The 20665-nt window shown below is 59.5% G+C and carries 20 protein-coding genes; 5 read left to right on the plus strand and 15 right to left on the minus strand.

Features of this window, described 5'->3' with window-relative positions:
• Window positions 1-11 precede the first annotated feature (11 nt).
• Window positions 12-1478 (plus strand): oligosaccharide flippase family protein, encoded by a 1467-nt coding sequence (locus AWB72_RS06330; RefSeq protein WP_040049038.1) that lies wholly within the window; start codon window positions 12-14, stop codon window positions 1476-1478.
• 439 nt (window positions 1479-1917) lie between these two features.
• Here the strand turns inward: AWB72_RS06330 and AWB72_RS06340 are convergent, their stop codons facing one another.
• On the minus strand, window positions 1918-3126 hold the full coding sequence (locus AWB72_RS06340) for a carboxylate--amine ligase (protein WP_040049010.1): 1209 nt from the start codon (window positions 3124-3126) through the stop codon (window positions 1918-1920).
• A gap of 566 nt (window positions 3127-3692) precedes the next feature.
• Here AWB72_RS06340 and AWB72_RS06345 point away from each other — a divergent pair.
• Window positions 3693-5345 carry a right-handed parallel beta-helix repeat-containing protein gene (locus AWB72_RS06345; protein ID WP_040049011.1) on the plus strand — a complete coding sequence of 551 codons (1653 nt, stop codon included), beginning with the start codon at window positions 3693-3695 and terminating at the stop codon, window positions 5343-5345.
• Window positions 5346-5769: 424 nt separating this feature from the next.
• On the opposite strand, the gene AWB72_RS06350 is transcribed toward AWB72_RS06345, so the two are convergent.
• The 6 genes from AWB72_RS06350 to AWB72_RS06375 all read right to left on the minus strand — a co-directional run bounded on the left by AWB72_RS06350 (window position 5770) and on the right by AWB72_RS06375 (window position 13015).
• A complete protein-coding gene (locus AWB72_RS06350) occupies window positions 5770-6546 on the minus strand; it encodes a MipA/OmpV family protein (protein WP_087127963.1) in 777 nt (258 codons plus the stop codon).
• Complete coding sequence (locus AWB72_RS06355) at window positions 6543-7409, minus strand: alpha/beta hydrolase (protein ID WP_040049013.1); 867 nt, start codon at window positions 7407-7409, stop codon at window positions 6543-6545. Before AWB72_RS06355 ends, AWB72_RS06350 begins: the two co-directional genes overlap by 4 nt.
• A 17-nt stretch (window positions 7410-7426) precedes the next feature.
• Window positions 7427-8227: a DUF4118 domain-containing protein gene (locus AWB72_RS06360; protein ID WP_040049014.1), complete on the minus strand. Its 801-nt coding sequence runs from the start codon at window positions 8225-8227 to the stop codon at window positions 7427-7429.
• A gap of 327 nt (window positions 8228-8554) precedes the next feature.
• The gene (locus AWB72_RS06365; protein ID WP_052449724.1) at window positions 8555-10495 is read right to left on the minus strand and encodes a putative bifunctional diguanylate cyclase/phosphodiesterase; all 1941 of its coding nucleotides are present in this window, start codon (window positions 10493-10495) and stop codon (window positions 8555-8557) included.
• Window positions 10496-10969: 474 nt separating this feature from the next.
• Window positions 10970-11335: a BON domain-containing protein gene (locus AWB72_RS06370; RefSeq protein ID WP_040049015.1), complete on the minus strand. Its 366-nt coding sequence runs from the start codon at window positions 11333-11335 to the stop codon at window positions 10970-10972.
• A 147-nt stretch (window positions 11336-11482) separates the two neighbouring features.
• The gene (locus AWB72_RS06375) at window positions 11483-13015 is read right to left on the minus strand and encodes a DHA2 family efflux MFS transporter permease subunit (protein ID WP_040049016.1); all 1533 of its coding nucleotides are present in this window, start codon (window positions 13013-13015) and stop codon (window positions 11483-11485) included.
• Window positions 13016-13102: 87 nt separating this feature from the next.
• On the opposite strand from AWB72_RS06375, the gene AWB72_RS06380 reads away from it, so the two are divergent.
• Window positions 13103-13546, plus strand: a complete 444-nt coding sequence (locus tag AWB72_RS06380) for a MarR family winged helix-turn-helix transcriptional regulator (protein WP_040049017.1) — start codon at window positions 13103-13105, stop codon at window positions 13544-13546.
• A gap of 92 nt (window positions 13547-13638) precedes the next feature.
• On the opposite strand, the gene AWB72_RS06385 is transcribed toward AWB72_RS06380, so the two are convergent.
• The 6 genes from AWB72_RS06385 to AWB72_RS06410 are packed head-to-tail and all read right to left on the minus strand — an operon-like array spanning window position 13639 to window position 17567.
• Window positions 13639-13818, minus strand: coding sequence for a hypothetical protein (locus tag AWB72_RS06385; RefSeq protein WP_040049018.1), 180 nt, complete (start codon window positions 13816-13818; stop codon window positions 13639-13641).
• 1 nt (window position 13819) lies between these two features.
• Complete coding sequence (locus AWB72_RS06390; protein WP_040049019.1) at window positions 13820-14569, minus strand: IclR family transcriptional regulator; 750 nt, start codon at window positions 14567-14569, stop codon at window positions 13820-13822.
• 11 nt (window positions 14570-14580) lie between these two features.
• Entirely contained in the window at window positions 14581-15333 is a 753-nt protein-coding gene (locus tag AWB72_RS06395; protein ID WP_040049020.1) for an amino acid ABC transporter ATP-binding protein, read from the minus strand.
• Window positions 15330-15974 (minus strand): amino acid ABC transporter permease, encoded by a 645-nt coding sequence (locus AWB72_RS06400; protein ID WP_040049021.1) that lies wholly within the window; start codon window positions 15972-15974, stop codon window positions 15330-15332. The genes AWB72_RS06395 and AWB72_RS06400 overlap by 4 nt, the downstream gene beginning before the upstream one ends.
• 11 nt (window positions 15975-15985) lie before the next feature.
• A complete protein-coding gene (locus AWB72_RS06405) occupies window positions 15986-16702 on the minus strand; it encodes an amino acid ABC transporter permease (RefSeq protein ID WP_040049022.1) in 717 nt (238 codons plus the stop codon).
• Between the two features lie 13 nt (window positions 16703-16715).
• Window positions 16716-17567 carry an ABC transporter substrate-binding protein gene (locus AWB72_RS06410; RefSeq protein WP_040049023.1) on the minus strand — a complete coding sequence of 284 codons (852 nt, stop codon included), beginning with the start codon at window positions 17565-17567 and terminating at the stop codon, window positions 16716-16718.
• Between the two features lie 217 nt (window positions 17568-17784).
• On the opposite strand from AWB72_RS06410, the gene AWB72_RS06415 reads away from it, so the two are divergent.
• Window positions 17785-18228, plus strand: coding sequence for a universal stress protein (locus tag AWB72_RS06415; RefSeq protein ID WP_040049024.1), 444 nt, complete (start codon window positions 17785-17787; stop codon window positions 18226-18228).
• 15 nt (window positions 18229-18243) lie between these two features.
• Complete coding sequence (locus AWB72_RS06420; protein ID WP_040049025.1) at window positions 18244-18564, plus strand: DUF1840 domain-containing protein; 321 nt, start codon at window positions 18244-18246, stop codon at window positions 18562-18564.
• A 24-nt stretch (window positions 18565-18588) separates the two neighbouring features.
• Here the strand turns inward: AWB72_RS06420 and AWB72_RS06425 are convergent, their stop codons facing one another.
• Window positions 18589-18774, minus strand: coding sequence for a hypothetical protein (locus tag AWB72_RS06425; RefSeq protein WP_040049026.1), 186 nt, complete (start codon window positions 18772-18774; stop codon window positions 18589-18591).
• Between the two features lie 111 nt (window positions 18775-18885).
• The gene (locus AWB72_RS06430; RefSeq protein WP_040049027.1) at window positions 18886-20661 is read right to left on the minus strand and encodes a glycoside hydrolase family 15 protein; all 1776 of its coding nucleotides are present in this window, start codon (window positions 20659-20661) and stop codon (window positions 18886-18888) included.
• Between the last annotated feature and the right edge of the window lie 4 nt (window positions 20662-20665).

Raw genomic sequence — 20665 nt, forward strand, 5'->3', positions numbered from 1 at the left:
GAGCGATGCTGATGGACAAGGCCATCTATAAGAACACTGCCATCAATCTCGTCGGCTTGGTGCTGCCTACTTTCGTATCGCTAGCGACGGTGCCGCTTTACATTCATACGCTCGGACTTGAGCGATTCGGCGCCGTGGCATTTATATGGGTCTTAATCGATTACTTCAGTGTTCTTGGCTTTGCCTTGAGTGTTGCAGTACAGAACCAGCTGTCGAGGGCCTACGCGCGCAACGAACTCGATTTTTGCCGAGATCTCGTCTGGACCGCGCTTTGGTCGAATCTTGCTATCGGCACTTTAGTTGGGATTTTGGTCTATGCGTCTGGACGAGCATATATCAATTATTTTATGGACCCTGGGTCCACGCTCAGACCGGAACTTCTTGCAGGGCTGCCTTGGCTCTCGCTAGCTGTTCCTGTCGCCAACGGATTGGCAGTGTCCGCTGCCGCACTTTCTGGGGCCGAACGTTTTGCTGCCTTCAACACCATACAGACGTCCGGCATTATTCTGTTCCAGGTGCTGCCGCTCGTATGCATGTCGCTGTTCGGGGCGACGGTAGATGTCTTGCTGGCATCTGCGTTGTTGATTCGTTCGCTCACCGCGATTCGAATGTTCCGTGAAGTAGCCGGTGTCCTCGATGCCGGGTCAGTGCGTTTGCCGAAATGGGCGGTAATCAAGGGCCTTGCCAATTTCGGCGGATGGATGTTTGCGACGACTATCCTCACCCTAGTGACAGACTCGGCCGACCGCACCGTCGTGGGTGCGATGTCCGGTCCTCGGCTTGTTGCCTTTTACACCGTGCCGAAAAACCTGGTCATGCGTTTGAACATCGTTTCAATAGCGCTAGGCCGTTCGTTATTTCCGCGCCTTTCCGCTTCTAACGGAGAGCAAGCGAGGACCATCACACAGCAATCGCTGGGTTTGTTGAATGCAATATTCACCCCCATCGCCATCATATCGATGATCGCAGTTGGCCCATTTCTTCAAGTCTGGGTCGGAGAGGGGCTTGCGTCTGTCTCGGCGCCAATCGCCCGCGTGCTAGTCATTGGAATGTGGCTGGGGGGGCAGGCAGACGTCACCCGAATTCTGGTTCAGTCGCAGGTGAGTGCAGCCGTGGCCGCGCGAGTATCGGCTATCCAATTGACGGCATATTTCTTACTTCTATGGTTCTCGATACAACAATTTGGCCTGCTAGGCGCCGCTGTCGCTACCGTCATCAGGGCGATGTTCGAGTATCTGCTGCTCGTTCACTTGTCGCACGTCGCATCGAGAAGCACCATTTTCCCTATGCTTGCGCAACTCGCCATACTGCTCATCACGCTTCCGGTTACGAACGCGGCGTTAGGAAATGTTGCTGGATTAATCTCCGGTGCCGGGTGTGTCGCGATGAGTCTGCTTCTTTCAATGTCCACGTCGTCGGCTTTCCGCAGTCTTGCTAAAGGCTCCATCGGCAGGTTGTCGATGAGACGCCGAATATGAATGAGAGCGACGCGGTAATGGATATTTGTCAGCGGTGGCAACGCCCTTTATAGGTTCAAACAGAAGACGATGATCGCTTCCGGGAGCGCAGAAAGCTCATGAAGATAACAGGTCCGATGAGGCCCGAGCACGGGTCCTATGAGAAGGTATTGGTGCTGGTCGAGCGGGCAGACGCCTTGCGCTTGCAGATGGTGGCTGTCCCCGTCAAGGATTTACGCCATCTCCTGAGGCTGTGTGAGAGCGTCAGCGCGCAACGAGCACTTCGGGTCGCTGGCAATTCATGCGAACGCGAGGTGGCGATCGATACGCAAGAGTCGGAGGCGACGTTCTTTCCTCGGATAGGAAGCTAGAGAAGGCGCCTGCGGAACGGGCGACCATGACTTCATCGCAGCGATGGCGCAAGCCGTCCCCGGATTGCGTCGCTACGGGCGCGACAATATCATCCGATGGCCTTGCCGCCGAAACTTTTTTTCTGTTGAGGCAAGCGTGCTCTTTTACCCGAAGTGATCATTAGTCTACGCAGCGGGTTGACCAACAGGTAGTGCTGCAAGGCTGGCAGCGGATCATCCCAACGGAAATATCCGTCGACAAATCGACTCACAGAGCTACGCAAGTGACTCGGAAGGACTTCACTGATGGTGGCGCGCCATGCGACATTCTCTAGCGCCACACCTCCCTGAATCAGTGGAATGCCGAGATCATGGAAAAATGCCGCAGCGGGAATGTTCGTGCCGCAAAGTGTGGCGATCTCTTCTTGCCAGTCGGTCCGGCCAATGGTCGGCTCCACCATGAAGAACTGCTTTTTAGATTCGTCCCACTTATATTCCATACTCGCCATACCCACAAGGTTAGCTCGCTCCGCAAAATCCAACGTTATCGGCTCGAGGACGGAACGTGCTTCCGGCGCAGCGACGCATATGGCAGTGCTGCCCACATTGACCGGCTCGCTCGACAGCTTACGGCCCGTAAATGCAGCGGCCACTCGTCCGTCTGAACTGCGATAGAACAGCGTGAAGTATATGTTGGAGTCGGGCCCATTTATCCATTCCTGTGCGACGATACGCGTCCCGGCGTCGAGCGTTGAACTAACCCGTTCGCGTACGTCTGCCAATGTGTCCGCCCGAACGGCCCTATCTATTTTTCCACTCAATGCAGCGCGTTTGTCGTCGGGCTTCAATACGCATGGAAAAGTGAAGTCGGCTAGCATTTCGACGTCCTGTGGCGTTTCCAGCACAACTGATCGAGGCACAGGGAACCCATGGATTAGACAGAACCGGTGAAACGTCGACTTGTCGCTTAGATCTTCGACACATGACCGGTCGGGCAGGGTGAAACGAAACCACTTGGACAGCTCTTCCCGGTTTTCAGAAACAGAGTGGACTGTTTCCTCGAGCGTAAGGAAGAGCGCCGGCGGCTGAGAGAATGTTTTTCCTAAAGCGACCATATCCTCGACGAAGTCATCGCCGGTATAGCTCCTGATCAGTCGAGACGATGCGTGTCGGGACCAAAGTGCGGCGCCGGTGTATCTCGTCCCGACAACCGTCGTGCGAATTCCTGCGCTTCCTAAGGACCGGACAACGCCGAGCCCGTTCAGGGAGCAGCCAAGTACCACTGCCTCGCGCGAAAAGGACGTTCTCATTGTTGCCATAGCCGAATCCTTTGTTTGTGACACCGGATGTTGAGAGAGGCCGATGCAAAGACGACCAAGCGATGCGATCGAGGATTTCGTCCAGAACTCGTGTGATCGATAAGACAGAGAGCACCAGGACGAACTATACTCGAGCAATATTCACTAGGCGAGATATAAAGAACTCCGTACGATTGACATCGTTCGATTCGTTTTTGTTTAAACAATCCGAACGATCGATCGTCACCGTCGGGCGTTTGCCGCGCTGATTCGCCTTGCGGGAGTTGCGGAGCAAGCTCAGCTAGAACGTTTTATGAAGACCCGATGGAAAAGGCGCCCTTCCGCGAAGTTCACCTTCGATTGACAGTCCTTATCGAGACATCAAACTTACTACGGCATGCACGTCTGCCTGTCACGACAGCTATTTTAGTTAGCGAAGTTTCTCAGTTACTGCCGCGATACGGAGTAAAGTAACACCAGGCCGTCCGTACACCTTAGCGTATGTGGCTGTGAGGAAATTTTATATGATAGATTCTGGTTCGCGCACGCGGAGGCGCAGGTGGATATTTCGTCTACCGATAGTAGGGATGGTCGTCATGCTCCCCCTGACCAATCGGTTCGCCAGCGCTGCCACGACGGAGAGTGATACTTCCAGAGCCCAATGGGCAAATCCTAGAGACTTCGGTGCAATAGCGGACGGCGCTTCGCATCCTTTATCCAGCCGATACGCCACCCTTGCCGCAGCGCGATCTGTTTATCCGTTCGCTGCGCATCTCATGCAAGAGATCGATTTTTGTGCGATCCAGGCTGCGATACTTAGCGGCGCACCAGTTAGTCTTTCGTCGGGTCGCTTCCGCGTCGATGACACGGTTTATATTCCGAGCGGCACGGTTATCGCGGGAGAAGGTGATAGCACCGTGCTCATTTGGACGAGGTCGGTACATTCGTCGGACGTCTTCTCCATGTTTCTTGCCGAACGCGTAACTAGAATTCAAATGACAGACTTCTCCGTGGCCGACGTGAGCGGTTCGGTTGGCGGATATGTTGTGGTGGGTTACAACGTGAGACAGTTGACTATCGCGCGAGTGTCGACGACAGGCATGGCAGTCGCCGCCTTTATGCCGGCGCGCGACGCGTATGATTCGTATGACAGGGTAAATATCGACGAGAACGACGTCCGCTTCAACGGCAGTGCGTCGTTGGCGGTAAGTCAATGCAATGCCCGCGATGTCGCGCGAAGCGATTCGCCGCGCGCGGCGGTACTTTTGCGATACTGTACTCGGTGGTCGGTCGTCGATTGCACTTTCCTTGACGTGCCTTTTGGAGTGCAGTGGTGGGGAGGCGATTCTAACCCTCGATTCGACGGCGCTTCGACCAAGCAACGCAAGTGCATGTATGGAACTGTAACGAACGTAAAGACAGCGAATTGTATTGCCGGTGTTTGGGGATCGATGGGCCAAGGTGTGACGGTGTCGCGTTGTAACGTCGAAAATGCCACGGATGTCGGGATTGACTTCGAAGGCTGCGTGGACTGTGTGGCCAGCGAGAACGAGGTCAGCCGGTGCGCGAACGGTAACTTTACGATTTTTGGCCTGAATTTGCGGATTACGATGGTCGGAAACACCTCGACGCAGTTCCAGTCGAATTTCCCGCACCTGCGCGTCTATAACGAAACTCAAGGGGTGGAAAATCGGTCACTAAACGTCGAGCAGAATAAATTCTCGACAAACGGCGCCGTAGGATCCGTGGACACTGACCACGGCTGCGTCGAATCGCTGAACTTTACTGGGAACCAGCTAGCTGACACGAGAATCCACTTCGTCGCCAACAATCTTCGGTGGATAACAGTTGCGGATAACGTCATGACTTTCACGCGACCGATTCCGACGCCATCAAGCGCAGTGGAAATCGGTCAGATTCACAACGGAGGCCAGGTCGTTGTCGAAAGGAACTCAATTGTTTCCAGCGTCGTTCAGCAAAGTTCGACGCCGGCGCTTTATCTGTGGTCAGACGATTATAACTACGATGCGAACTTTCATGTTTCTGGGAACCGGATCATGGGCTTCAGTATCGACCTGATCACAGACAATTTTGGAAGGAATTCGGGCGTTACCAGTAATTTCCTGATTGAGAAGAACGCCTTACCTTCGGGCATATACCGAAAGTACGACCATGGAGCGCGAAGGAGCCGGTCAGTGCTGCGCGGTAATAGCGGGGTGGCAGACTGGACTTCCGAGTAGCCGTTTGCCCGGTCAACGGCGCACTCAACCGCAGTGAGTGACGGTGCTTTCATCGGTCACGCCGGTGATGAGCACCGGCGCGAGTTTGCGCATGACATCGGGTGCATCGCGATGTCGATTGCCGACTCCGATGATCCGCGGGCATCAGCGCTAACGAAAACGGATAGTTACACGGCGCCACAATGCCGCTCGGAACGCATCCAGCGCTGCAGACGCCGCTGTAAATAGTCGATCCCATTAACGAGCGTCAGCAATCGCGTGATCGCGGTCTCGTGCGTCGCGCGATGACCGAAGTCCGCTTGTATCGCGCGCTCGATGTCGCTCCTGCCCGAGATGAGCGCTTCGTCAGGTCGCTGCGTCGGAGTTGTGCGTGAATAGAGTCGGACAAGATCATGTAAGCGGATGCAGCCTTTATCGCGCGGGCCTAGAACCGATAGAGCACGGACGCCATGCCGTTGAGATCGAGGCGGCGCTCAGTAATAGGGCTATTGGCTGCCGAGTGTTCGAGGCGTCCGATCACCGCTGTGACGTTCGCCGACCAATGCGAATCGAATTGATAAGTGGCGTTCAAGTTCATGTGAACATCGCGCAAGCCGGAACTCGTCGCATATTGAGGCAGACCCGACGCCGCGCTTTCCTGCGAGTTCACGCCGAAGAAGGTCTTCGTATAGGTCGCGTTCGCCCACGTGACGCCCGGTCCCACGGAAATCAGCAGCTTGCCGAGCGGCGCCGATGCGAGCGCATCGACCGTTGCGGTGAGACCTTGTCCGGTGCCGGCGATGTCCTGATAGATTGCCGCTGCGCCGGTGAACGCCCACCAGGTGTATTCGGCGAAGAGCCTCAGCTTCGGTCCATAGCGCACATCGGGAAGGCCCTTAAGGCGTGCATCGTCGGATGCACTTCGCGACTGAAAGTCGAAACTCAGCGACGCACCCACGTGGTAATTTTCGCCGCGCAGCGCATTCACGCCGAGCACGTCGGGACCTTGCGAGAACACGCGGTCCTTCCAGGAGATGTCCTGCGCCGGAAACGGCAGGAACTGAAGCTGCGATGAACCGGGGAACTTCGGAAACACATACAGGCCCGGCCCGATGGATACCTTCCAGTCGCTCGCGGCTTGCGCTTCATCTGCGTGCGCTACGCTCCCGAGGCCGGACATCGCAAAGACAATGACGGCTGCCGATATGAGCTTGCGCTTCATGCTTTCTCCGCCACGGTCGCGAGTTGCCTCAAGCGACGCGCAAGCGCGCGCGACACGACCGGCGTGGGATTGTTACTCGAGTCCGATGCCGCCGCGCTTTCGCGCAGAAAGAGCGCACATTCCCGCGCAACGGCTTCGCGTTCGTTATCGGATGTGATCATGTGATATGAATCGTCGAGCCAGATCGTGCGCATGAACGACGCACCGACATTCGCCGCGACGAAGCGCGCGTTGTGCGGGCTCGACGTTTCGTCGTCGATGGCGTGAATGAGAAGACAGTCTGCGCTGATGTTCTTGAGCTTCTTGCGCACCGAGCGCGCGAGGCGGCTCGCTTCGTGCAGCGCGGGCATGGAGATGGATGCAGGCCCGACTTCGCTGATCTGATTCTTTTGCATGGCGCGCGCGATCTTCAGGCGCAATGCTTCATTGCGCAAGCCATAGGGTTCGCGCTCGCGATACCGATAACGCGAGCGCAGCGGCGTGTAATACACGTAGTCGAGCAAGAAGCGGTACCAGGGGATTGCCCAGCCGTCGTAGTTGAGCGTGATCGACAGCAGCAGCATCGCGCGAGCGGCGGGCCGTTCGTGGGCCACGGCGGCGGCCAGCGTCGCGCCCATCGAAAGGCCGCACACGGACACGTGGCGGTATCGTGAGGCGAGTGTGTCGAATTCGGCGACGGCCGCGTCGATCCAATGCTCCATGTTCTCGTGTCCACTGCCGGCGCTGTAGCCGCTCAGCGTGGGTGTGTGGACGATGAATCCTTCGTCGGAGAGCAGTCGCGCAAGAAAGCGCAATTCGAGCGGTGAGCTCGACAGGCCGTGAAGCAAAAGCACGGCGTGGCTGTTGCCGTTTGCGGCGGGCATGGGTGGCGTGTTCAAGGTCAGTCTTCCGCTCGCAGAACGAGGAATTCGCCGGATGGCGTGATGAAGCGCTCACAGATGCATTCCATCGATCGCCAATTATTTCGGTCTGCAGATAAAAATCGCATGCGATGATGGCCCGGCGTGAGTCGATCGCTGACGCGCGCGAGATCTTCTCGGTGCACGTGCGCATGCATCGCGCCATAGGCGATGCCCGTGTTGAACGGGGTATCGTCGATCACGCCGTTCGACGTGGCTGTCGCCGCTGCGGCCACGAGGCTGCCAGGCGACGCGCTGTTCGCCGGATCGAGCGCCTTGATGAGAACGAGTGCGTGGTGATATTGCGCGATGTGATGCAGCATTCGATGCATATCGTCTGTCGCGCGGCGGTTGAGCAGCCGCTCGTTGTCGTGGCGGAGCAGCATTTCGTAGCGCGACTGCGCCACCGCGGCCAGCAGCTCGGCGCGATACTGCGCGCGTCGCAAGCGCTCGACGAGCGCAATGATGGCGATGGTGATGAGCGGATAAGAGACGAGCAGGCGAACGTCCGAGGCGTCGATGACGTCGAAGCGGCCGTACGGAGGCACGAATAGATAGTCGGCGAGGCAGAGGCCGGCCAGCATCAGGCAGAGCGCGGGCCCGAGGCCGCAATAGGATTCGACGAGCACGGCGGCCAGAAAGAATGCAGTGCCGGGCATGACCGGACCGAGCAGCGGATGTAACAATGACCGCACGATGAAGGCCGCAGCGAGCGCGGCCGCTGCGATGAGCCATCGTCTGGGGCCGCGAGGCGCCCATCGACGGGAATTGCTTACTTGCATTTGCTTGACAGTTTATTAACGATCATCTTGAGCAACGGCTACAAAATTGGAAGCCGGACTTTCGAGGCGTCGGTGCGTAAAGGGGGGCGCAAACAGGGTGTTGCGTCGGCCATCTTCGAGCAGCGGGTGCAAGGTCGCAATGGTACTGCAAGGCGACAAACGGTGAGAGAAAGGGCGGTAACGAATTCGAAAGGTACTTGTATGTAATTTCCGGTGACATTACTTGATGAAACCTTCGGTGTCCGAACGATCGTGTTGCCCGGCGTTCACGAACTTGCTCGCTTGAATAAGCCGAGGCGCGACCAATCGGCGGCGAACGGACCGGCATCATGAAACGTTCGCACTCCCACGACCAGGCAACAGCCCGACCTCCACCAACGCATAGGTCTCCTCGGGCTCGACCGGCTTCGAAAAGAGAAACCCCTGAGACAACTCTCCACCCGCAGACTCGAGCGCCCTTAGCTCGTCTTCTGTCTCCACGCCCTCCACGATGGTTTCGACACCCATGTCTCGTCCCAGAGCAAGCAGCGACTTGACGATCTTGTAGCTTGTTCGCACGGCATGCATCCCGCGAACGAAGCTGCGGTCGATCTTTATCTTCGTGAGCGGCAGCGTATGAAGATACGAGAGGCTCGAATAGCCGACACCGAAGTCGTCGAGCGATACCCCGCACCCGAGCGCGCGCAGCCGCGAAGCCGCGGACTGTATGGCCTTGAACTCCCGAACGATTGCGGTTTCGGTGATTTCAAAATCGAGCCGCGATGGATCGAAACCGCTATCGGCAACCAGCGTCAGAATGTCCGACACCGTCTCGGGCGAAGCAAGGTCGAGCGTGGACAGATTGAACGACAACCGCACTGGATGCGGCCAACGCAGCGCGGTGGATAGCGCCTTCCTCAACAAGATGAAGGTCAGGTCACTAACGATTCCGGCACGTTCGGCGACCAAAATGAACTCATCGGGCGGTACGCTGCCGAGCGAGGGATTCGTCCAGCGCGCGAGTGCCTCGAAACCATGAACGCGGCCCGTCGCGACGTGGACGATCGGCTGAAATGCGACCGTGAGTTCGCGTTCAAGATCGGCCATCTGTAGCGCCTGCTCGACCAATGCACTGCGCCGGATCGCAGCGTGATGATCCGCGGAAAACAGGACTGCGCTCCCGCGGCGGTTCCGCTTCCCGGAGTAGAGCGCGTAGTCGGCGAATTCATAGAGTTCCGCAGCCGTGGCACAGTGCGCGGGGTACACCGCGAAACCCAATGAGGCGGATATCTGTATGTTGACGTCGCCGGCTATGAAAGGCTCACGCAGCATCCGGCAAACATGTTCGCCCAAAGCCGTTAATGCCTCCGTGGAGATGATGTCCACGACCAGCAGACCAAATTCGTCGCCACCAAGACGCGCTAGCCGGAGTTGCGGCGTAACAAGCCGTGCCAGACGCTCACCTACCTGACTCAAGACCCGGTCGCCGATTGCGTGGCCGTGAGTGTCGTTGACCGGCTTGAGGCCATCGAGATCCACAATGCCGACGGCGAGCATCTTCCTGCGTGCAACGGCCGCCGCATAGGTCGCATCGAGTTCATGGAAGAACGACCGCCGGTTCGGCAGGCCCGTCAGGCTGTCGAGATGCGCGAGCCGTTCATTTTCTGCCCGCGCCTCGACCATGCGCGTGAAATCGCGGTGGTTCTTCATCAGGATGACGAGGATCGCACCGGAGACAAGCACCACGTTCACGGAAACCGCACGGAACACGCTGTTCCCGTACAACACGAAGTACCCGAAGAACGCACCGTTGATGGTCACGGCGACGATGATCGCAGCCGCCCGAAGATGCATGAGCGAGAACATCACGCCGATGACCGTGATGGCCATATAGAAAGCAACGTGCGCCTGCGCGTAAGGGCCGCCGTAGCGGACCAGCGAAAGCGCCCACGCCGTGAAGACGATCGTCAGGCCCGCCGCCAGCCACGTGGCCCTCGAAAGCGCCCGCTCCGCCGTGTCGGCCGAAGTCTGCCGGCGCTCCGCGCGTGTCCATCGCCATAATCGCTGCACGCCTATCACCGTGAAAGCGCAAGGTACATAAACGCTCAGCCAGGTTGGCGCAATAGCGAAATGGGTGACAGCGAGCGCCCATGTATTCGCGATGAGCACCAGATACATGAGTGGCATCTGGTGCCGGAATGCTTCGAACTGCGCGATGAGCAGCGGCGCGTTATCACGAGGGATGGAAGCCAGCGATCGCAACTGGCGAAAGAAAGGGAGAAAGGTCATCGCTTAATGCCCGTACCCGTGTTCGTCGACACGACCAGTCGTGTGAGCGAACCGAAGGTGACAGTCGGCCCGGCCGGGACCGAATTCTGATTCAAACGCATACCAGGCTTTCCGGTGTTCTTATTTTCGCGCCCAACATTGGATTGAAGGGAGTCGTCTCTAAGGTTATCGGCCGATTCGACGGAAGCATTAGGGCAATGACGTTCGCGCTATCGTTTGCGCGTGAAAATAAAACGCACTGGGGCACTGAAGTCGCCTTCAATACCGCACAAGCGCGTTCAAATGAGAAGTCTTTCAGCAGATGAGAGCGTGCGTCCGTGGCTACGTGCTGTCGCAGAGTCAGCCAACGTTGATGCGAACTATTCAAACAGGCATGTCGGTCGCGCGAAAATCGTGCATTCAATGGAATTTTTCAGCAATCGAATTGCTTTCCAATGAACTTGACTGACTCGCGCGGACTTTGGAGGCAGGCCGTTATTGACCGCCATACTCAACCGTCAGGACGTTCTTCACCGAATTAACGCCATCGACGTTTTTTGCAATTGCAGCGGACTTGTCGATCTGCGTCTGATCGCTTGCGTGTCCGGCGAGCGTGATCGCGCCGTTCTTCGCGATCACTTGTACGCCGTTCATGTTGACTCCGCCCTTTTGCAACGCTTGAGACACCTTCTTGCTCAGCGCCCTGTTGGCTTTTCGCATCTCCTTCTTCGACATGCCCGCACTCGTCGACGTTGTGCCTGAAGAAGGCGCAGCGGTATCGCTCGTTTGCGACCACACATTAAAGGAGAACACGGTCGCTAACGCGATCGCAGTGACTTTGAGCGCATTGATCGTCTTCATCGCTTGGCTCCGGTTAGTTTGGAGGTCATGCCGGCATCATTCATTCTAGTCGGCCATGCGCGGCATCCAAGCGGTTCTTGTTCGGGCCTTTTAATAAACGAACGTTCGATGTGCTTAAGAGGAAAGTCGAAACGCCCGCTGCCAACACTAGTCCATCGCCGCATGCGCCAGCGATTCATCCGCTGCGCGGCGCGACGGCCGGATGAGCAGAATCAGCGGCATCACGAGCAGTGTCGCGACGAACATCAGCTTGAAGTCATTCAGGTAAGCGATCATCGCCGCCTGCTGCGTGATCGTCTCGTTCAATAGCGCCATGTCCCGCATCGACCCCGTGGCGAGCATCGACTGCATCGCCGGATTGAAGGGCGTTATGTGCGCGGCAAGGTCCGAGTGCGCCACCTGCGTGTTCCGGGTCATCAACGTCTGCACGATCGAAATGCCGATACTGCTGCCGATGTTGCGCATCAGGCTGTACGTGGCCGTTCCGTCTGCGCGCAGCGCGGCGTTGAGCGTCGAGAACGTCAGCGCGGACAACGGCACGAACACGAAGCCCAGCCCGAAGCCCTGAATCACGCCCGGCCATACGATGTCCGACGCAGACAGCACGATCGTGTATTGCATCATTTGCCAGAGCGCGAAGGCGGAGATGAGAAAGCCCGCGAGGAGCAACAGCCGTGCATCGATACGCTTGAGCAGGCGCCCGGCGATCAGCATGGCGACCATCGTCCCGGCGCCGCTCGGTGCGGTGACGAGGCCCGTGGTCGCGACTGGATAGTTCATCAGGTTCTGCAACATCGGCGGCAACAGCGCGCGCGTTGCGTACATGACTGCGCCGATGACGAAGATGAAGCAGGTGCCCGTCGCGAAGTTGCGGTCTCTCAGCAGTTCGTATTTGAAAAACGAGCGCGCGCCCGCGGTGGCCGTATGCGCGACGAAGAATACGAAGCTCAACGCCGCGATGATCGCCTCGATGCGGATCTCCATCGAGCCGAACCAGTCGAGCTGCTCGCCGCGGTCGAGCATCGCCTGAAACGCGCCGATAGCGAGGCCGAGCGTTGCGAAGCCGAAGGCATCGAATTTGACGGAGCGGCGCGCCGCCTGCGTCGGCAAGAACGTCAACACGCCGAAGAGGGCAAATGCGCCGATGGGCACGTTGATGAAGAAGACCCAGCGCCAGTTGTAGCTATCGGTGAGCCAGCCGCCGAGCGTCGGGCCGAGAATCGGGCCGACCATCACGCCCATGCCCCAGACGGCCATCGCCTGGCCTTGTTTATCGGGCGGATTGATGTCGAGCAGAATGGATTGCGAGAGCGGCACCAGCGCCGCGCCGAAAACGCCCTGCAGCAGCCGGGACGCGACGATCTGCGTGAGCGTCTCGGATAAGCCGCACAGCGCCGACGCCACCGTGAAGCCGGCGATAGCAATGCAAAGAAGGCGCTTCACGCTGAGTTGATCCGCGAGCCATCCGGTGAGCGGCGTGGCAATGGCTGCCGCGACGATATACGACGTCAGCACCCATGTGATCTCGTCCTGCGATGCCGAAAGCGTGCCCTGCATGTGCGGCAGCGCCACGTTGGCGATGGTGCTGTCGAGCGTCTGGATCAGCGTCGCAAGCATGATCGAGACGGTCAACATGGTGCGGTTCAGCGGCGCATTTTCCGTCGATGGTCGTGGAGACATAAGATGCGCCACGTGTGTCGCGGCGTGCATAGATAATAAGCCAGCTTATCATAATGGCGAGGCGGGGAACTTCCCTATAATCGCCCGATGGAAACTCAACTCGACAAACGCTTCGGCTTTCTGGTCGCGGATGTGGACCGCTTGTGCGGCAACCGCTTCGACGCGCTCGCGAAGTCGTCGCTCGATCTCACACGCGCGCAATGCCGCGTGCTCGCGTATCTGTCGCATTACGGCGAGGTCAATCAGGCGCGGCTCGCGGGGCTGCTCGAAGTCGCGCCGATTTCGGCGGGGCGGTTGCTCGACCGGATGGAAGAGGGCGGCTGGATAAAGCGCCATGACGATCCTGAGGACCGGCGTGCGAGACAAGTCAGCATGACCGCGAAGGCCGAGAAGGCGCTCGACCGTGCGCGGCGCGTGGGCGACGAAATCACCGCCGAGGCGCTCATGGGGCTGAGCAAGCAGGAACGGGAGCAACTGATCGCGCTGTTGCAGCGCGTGCGCGGCAACTTGAGCCGCATCGTGGATCGGTGAGGGATCGCGGCTTTGCTTCGTATGAGGCTCAGCTGTCGTCGATGTCGGCAACCAGGCCGAATCTATTGATGCTTGGGAGGGAAACAAGGAGCCTATTCATCGTCATGCGCCACGTCCGTGCAAGATGAAGGCTGCATGCGAGCGCATTCGTTCGCCATTCCGCCGAGCGAACGCGCGTAATACGCCACCGCTTTGCGCAGGATGTCGTTCACTTCCCTGAGCGCCGCGTTCTCCTGTTCCAGTTCATCGATGCGCTTGCGCCGCGTGTCCATGTCAGCGATGCGAAAGCGCCTGCGCCGATTGCAGCAGATCGTCGAGCATCGACTGACGGCGTTCGGGGTTCGTGTCGCGGCCCGTCATGAAGCAGAGCGCTGCGATCGGCATGCCCGCGCGGTCCCGAACGGGCGCGGCCATGCAGAGCCGGAACGCGTTGGACAGGCCTTCCGTGCAGCAATAGCCGAGTTCTTTCGCGTTTTGCACATCGCGCATGAATTCATCGAAATCGATACGCACGCCGTTGTCGAGCACGAAGTCATCGGCGGGAATGAGCGCGCGGATGGCGTCAGCGTTCATGTGACCGAGCAGCAGGCGTCCAGTCGCGGTCCACGGAATCGGCACACGCACGCCGATATCCGAACTGATGTTGAACGGCCGCGCACTGTTCTCCGATAGCACGACCGTGTACTTGTTCCCTTCGAGCATGCACAGTTGCGTGGTCTCGTCGTACTTGCGCACGAGCGCGAGTATCGACTGATGCGCGCGGCTGATGAGGTCGTTGTGCGTCGCGTAGTCCGAGCCGTAGTAATGCATCTCGCGCCCGAAGAACACACTGCCGTCCGCCGATGTTTCGAGCCAGCCCACTTCCGTGAGAATGGCGACGAGTTCGTAGATGCTCGAACGCGGCGCACCGGTCGCTTCGATCAGCTCGCGCATGGTCATGGGGCGCTGCGCGTGATGCAGCTTCCTGAAGATATCGATGACACGATCCACGCCTCGCGCGCGCGACGATTCCGTCACTGCCATTCGTTCACCCTTCAATGGTCGAGCACACGGCTAAGAAACTGCCGCGTGCGTTCGTTCGACGGGTTGACGAAGATCTGCTCCGGATCGCCTTGCTCGGCAATCACGCCCTTGTCCATGAACACGACGCGATCCGCCGTCTTGCGCGCAAAGCCCATTTCATGCGTGACGACGACCATCGTCATGCCGTCGCGCGCGAGGCCGCGCATCACTTCCGTCACTTCGCCGACAAGTTCGGGATCGAGTGCGGACGTGGCTTCATCGAAGAACATGATGCCGGGCTCGACGGCCAGCGCTCGCGCAATGGCGACGCGCTGCTGCTGTCCGCCCGACAACTGGCTCGGATAATGCGATGCGCGGTCCGCGAGACCCACGCGGTCGAGTGTTTCCATCGCGCGTTTGCGGGCATCGGCGGGCGACATGCCGCGCGCCTTGATGAGTGCGAGCGTGACATTGCCGAGCGCGGTCTTGTGCGGGAACAAGTTGAACTGCTGAAACACCATGCCTACATGACCGCGGATTTCGCGCGCGCGCTTCGGATCGTGCAGGGGCACTTCGTTGACCCACACTTCGCCGGAGTCCGTCGTCTCCAATCCGGCCATGATGCGCAGCACCGTGCTCTTGCCCGAACCCGATGCGCCGATCAGCACGAGCACTTCACCCGCGCGCACGTCGAGATTGATCTCGTTGAGCACGCGCGTCGCGCCGAATGCCTTGCTCACCCCCGACAGCGAAATGACGGGCTTGTTCTGAATGGAATCGCTCACGTAAGTCTCCGGCGGTCATGATGGCGCACCCATTGCGAAAGCGGGAAGCACACGACGAAATAGATCAGCGCGACGAGCCCGTAGATCTCGACCGGCTTGCCGATGCGATCCACGATCGCCTGGCCGCCGTGCATCAGTTCGGACATGCCGATCATGCTGACGATCGACGTATCCTTGATGAGCGACAGATACTGGCCGACGAGCGGCGGCAACACGATGCGCCCCGTCTGCGGCAACACGACCGACGCGAAGGTCTGCATGCGCGAGAGACCGAGAATCTGCGAGACTTCCCACTGTCCCTTCGGCACTGACTCGATGCCCGAGCGAAAGACTTCCGCGATATACGCGCCCTGATAGACGCTCAGGCCGATGACGCCCGCTGCGAAGACATCGATTGCATAGCCGAAGTACGACACGCCGAAGTAGATGAACATCAGCGTGATGAGCACGGGCGTGCCGCGAAACAACTCCGTATATAACTTCGCGATGCGGTCCGTGCCCCACGGCCCGAACGACCGCAACACGGCGGCGAAGAGGCCGATGAGCGTGCTGCCGACGATCGCCGCGACAGAGAGAAGCAGCGTCGTCACGAGACCTTGCAGCAGAATCGACAGACTGTTTTTCAGCAGTTCGAGTGACATGACTCAATCCCTCATGCACGGTTCGCACGACGCAGCGTGAATCCGGTCCAACGCGCGCCCGGCCTCACGATCAGCGGCGGATGAAACATGCGTGCGCCGAGTTGGCTGGCAATGAACGAGAGCACATTGCTCAGCACCAGATACGCAACGAGCACGACCGCGAATGTCTGCACATACAGGAGCGTGCGCGAATTGATGACGGTCGCGGTGCCGGTGAGTTCGGGCAACGCAATGGCCGACAACAGCGACGTGCCGAGCAACAGTTGAATCAGATAATTGACGATAGCCGGATACACCGCACGCGCAGCCTGCGGCAGCACGATCTCTCTGAAGATCTGCCCGCGTTCCAGCCCGAGAATGCCCGCTGCTTCGATCTGTCCGCGCGGCACCGATTGCATGCCGGCGCGAAACACTTCAGAGAGATACGCGCCCACGTTCACGCCCAGCGCGATAACACCGGCCCAATACGCATCGAGCGCAATGCCCATCGACGGCAAGCCGAAGAACACGATGAAAATCTGCAGGAGCACCGGCGTATTGCGGATGGCTTCGACGTAAGCTCGCGCGATGAACCTCACGATGGCCGACGGCGACATGCTCGCAAGCGCCGCGATCAGACCGAGCGCGAGCGCCAGCACGAACGACAGCAACGTGATCTGCAAGGTCAGCCAGCCGGCCTTGAGAAACTCGGGGACGTAGCCCCATAACGTCAGCCATTGATAGCTCATCTGCGCCTCCGCTTCAGAACTGCGGATTGAGCGGATATCTCGGATCGACGCCGAACCACTTCTTGTACAACTGCGCATTCAGCTTCGACGCATTGATGTTGAACAGGAACAGGTTCAGATAGTTGAGCCACGCCTGATCGCCGGCCTTCACGCCGAACGCGTTGTACTCGAGCGGCACGAGCGCTTCGTTCGTCACGGCCAGTTCCGGATCGAGCTTCGCCTGATACGCAAGGAAGTTGTTGTCTTCGATCATCGCATCGGCCTGGCCCTGCTTGACGGCGAGAATGGCCGCCTGCGAGCTGTCGTATTCCTGAATCTTCACGGGGATGCCCATCGAGCGGACTTCGTCGCCATTGGTCGAGCCTTTCACCGTGGCGATGGTGCGCCCGCTCATGTCCTTCGCCGACTGAATGCCGCTGCTCTTCTTCACGAGCATCGCTTCGCTGGCGACCACGTACGGCGAGGTGAACTCGACGACCTTCGCGCGTTCGAGGTTGCGCGTGAAGTTGCAGAACACGACATCGACCTTGGCGGTTTGCAGGTTCGGGATGCGGTTCGCGCTCGTCGTGTTCACGACTTCGAGCTTCACGCCCATTTGCTTCGCGAGTTCCTTGGCGAGGTCGACGTCGTAGCCGTCCGGGTTGCCGTCCTTATCGTAGAAGCCGAACGGCGCGAACGTGAGGCAGTCGCCCACGCGCAGCGTGCCGCGCTGAAGCACGGCCTGAAGCGTCGATGCAGGCGCCGCTGCCGCTGGGCCCTGCTCGGGCGTCGCCACCTTCGTGCAGGCGGAGAGCGCGAGGAGTCCGCTCACGGCAGTTGCGGCAAACAGCAAGGCGGCCTTGGCGCCCTTGGTGGCGAGCTTCATGTTCAGATCCTGATCGAGGGTTGACACTCGGATGTCCGGTATATCGGACAGTTATCTGGCGAGCCGGATTGATGGCAAAGTGTTGGACGCTAAAAAGCGCCGCGCAAGCAGCCAGAACCCTAATTGCATCGGGAATTTTGTTGTTCTATGAATGCCATCGCCTTATCGCATTTACATCACAGTGTGATATATTGAGAATCCCCGAGGCGGAGGCATCATGGCCAGCTATCGTCGGATCCTGTTGTGTTACAACGCCACCGCCGAGGGGCGTTGCGCGCTTCGTCTCGGCGCTCAGCTCGCCCGCGAGCTTCACGCCCAAACACATCTTCTTGCCGTCCTCGACGACGCGGAGTGGACGCGAGGCCTCGAGGTCATTCCTGCCGTCCCCTTCGAACTCGAGCAGGAGACCGCGAAAGAGGTGCTGCGTGAAGGCGTGAGCAAGCTTGCGAATCTCGGCGTCGTCGCGCAGGGCCATCTGGCGATCGGCAATCCGATGATGCAGATTCCTTCGTTTGCGAAAGCGCTCGATATCGATCTCATCGTCGTCGGGCATCACCCGAGCGGTCTTCTCTACCGCTGGTGGACCGGTCAGGATGATGGCCGGTTGCTGGATCGCGTCTCCTGCAGCGTGCTCGTGGCGATGGAACCGCAAGAGCTATAAGAAGGGAGCACGACCATGCTAGTCAAATTTCATTCGAACGCCACGCCCGATGTCGTCATGCTGCGCGACCTCGCGGGCTATCTTCTGGGCATCATCGGCAAGCGTATTGGGTCTAGAGGCGTCATCCTGCATGACGAGGTAGGCACCGCCATTGATCGCCTGGAGACGGTCCTGAAGGAAGACGAGCGGATCGCCTACGAGCACGGTGCGGTCTATCATCCGCTGTCGCGTACGGCCGAGCCGAGCGGAATGGGGCTGCAGTCCCGCGCGCTTCCTTTCCTCGATATGTTGCGCGAAGCCAGGCGCAAGGACGCCGACATCATCTGGAGCGCGTAGGAGCGCTAGTGCCGCGCGAGGCCGTTACAAGATGATCGGCACGGCTTCGATCAGCGCAAGGCCGATCAGCGCGCCGAGCATCGCGCCGACCAGTCGCGGATGCCAGCGGTCGAGATGCAGCGTCGCGAACAGCGCTCCGACGAAGATAATCCCCAGCAGCGAAAAGACGACGATGAGATATCCGATTTCGAAATCGTTGTCGATCAACATGGCACCTCCCGCTTCGACACTTCTTCAATATATATCATGATGTGACACATGCAAGCGATGACGCGAAAAGCGGTCCTCGCAGCGACGGATGTCGTTCCATCGACAATAAGTTCACCCGCCCCCTCGCTGCAATGTCCGCCCGCATAATCCAAGCGCCGTATTGACGACAGCAAGATGGCTGAGCGCCTGCGGGAAATTGCCGGCGAGTTCGCGGCGCTGTGCGTTGTATTGCTCCGAGAACAGGCCGACGTCATTGGCAGTAGCGAGCACGCGCTCGAATTGCTGCCGCGCGTCTTCGCTGCGTCCCTGAAGGTTGAGGCAGTCGGCCGTCCAGCATGAACACGCGAGGAAAGTGCCTTCGTTCGAATCGCCGGCATGCCGCTTGCGGCGTCGGATCAGCCCGTCCTCGCAGAGGTCGCGGCGAATGCGCTCGATCGTCGAGGCCATGCGCGGATCATCGGCGGACAGGAATCCGACGAGCGGCATCAACAAGAGACTGGCATCGAACGCTTCGCTGCCGTAGTACTGCGTGAAGCTGCCGAGCCCCGCGTTCCAGCCTTCGCGAAGCACTTCATCGCGGATATGCTCGCGCAGCGCGGCCATCCGTTCGACGAGCGGCGAAGGACCGCCTTCGGCCGCGCGATGATTCAGGAAGCGGTCCAGCGCCACCCACAGCATCACGCGCGAATAGGTGTAGTGCCGCGGTTCGCCGCGCGATTCCCAGATGCCCGCGCCGGGCAAACGCCACACCTTCTCGAGATGCTCCACGATGCGCGTTTCAATGAGGCCTTCGTGATCCGCGGGTGCGAGCCCGCCGCGCCGCGCGACGTCCAGACAGTCGATCACTTCGCCCAATACGTCGAGTTGATGCTGATGCGCCGCCGCATTGCCGACGCGCACGGGCTTCGCATATCGATGCCCCGGTAGCCAGTCCACGGTCCATTCGCGCAAATGACGCCCGCCGTCCACGCGATACATGATTCGGCTGTGTTCCGGCGCGGACGCGATGGTCCGCAACAGCCAGTCGCGCCATGCGCGCGCTTCTTCGTGGTACCCGGCGTTGAGCAGCGCGACCATCGCGAAACTCGTATCGCGCAGCCACGCATAGCGATAGTCCCAGTTGAGCCGTCCGCCGGGCGCTTCGGGGAGCGAAGTCGTCGGGGCGGCGACTATCGCGCCCGTGCGATGATGCATCAGCGCTTTCAGCGTCAGCAGCGAACGCCGCACCGCCTGCGGCCACGCGGTCCGGTTGTCGTCGAACCGGGCGATCCAGTCGCGCCAGAAGCGTTGCGTGTCGCGCAGCGCGGGCAGCGCGTCGAGCGGTGCGGGAGGCGCTTCGTGCGCGCGCGCATAGCTCAGTGCGAAGCTGACGCATTCACCGGCCTTGACGATGAAACGCGCGTGCATCGCGCCGTTGCTCACGTCCATGCCGATGCCCGTTCGAAGCACCACGCGATCCGGTCCGATACACGCGTGCAATTCACCGCCGATGCGTTCGATCAACGGCTCGAGTTCGCCGTAGTTGAAGCGCAGCCGCAATTCCGAGCGCATATCGACGACGCCGCCCAAACCGGTCACGATGCGCACCAGCGAGCGGGGTCCGTCGCCGACGGGCATGAAGTCGGTCACGCGCACGGCGCCGCCATCGACTTCGAAGTCCGATTCGAGGACGAGCGTGTCCTCCTGATAACGGCGCGCCTGGCGCACGATGCGCCCGGCCGGTGCGATCGTCCAGCAGCCGTTATCGGACGTGCCGAGGAGCGCCGCGAAGCACGCGTCGTCGTCGAAGCGTGGCCAGCATAGCCAGTCGATGGAACCGTCGCGGCTGACGAGCGCAGCCGTGTTGCCGTCGCCAATGAGCGCATAGTCCTCGATGGGGCGGCTCATTCCA

The sequence above is a fragment of the Caballeronia concitans genome (genome assembly GCF_001544615.1).
Classification (GTDB): domain Bacteria; phylum Pseudomonadota; class Gammaproteobacteria; order Burkholderiales; family Burkholderiaceae; genus Caballeronia; species Caballeronia concitans.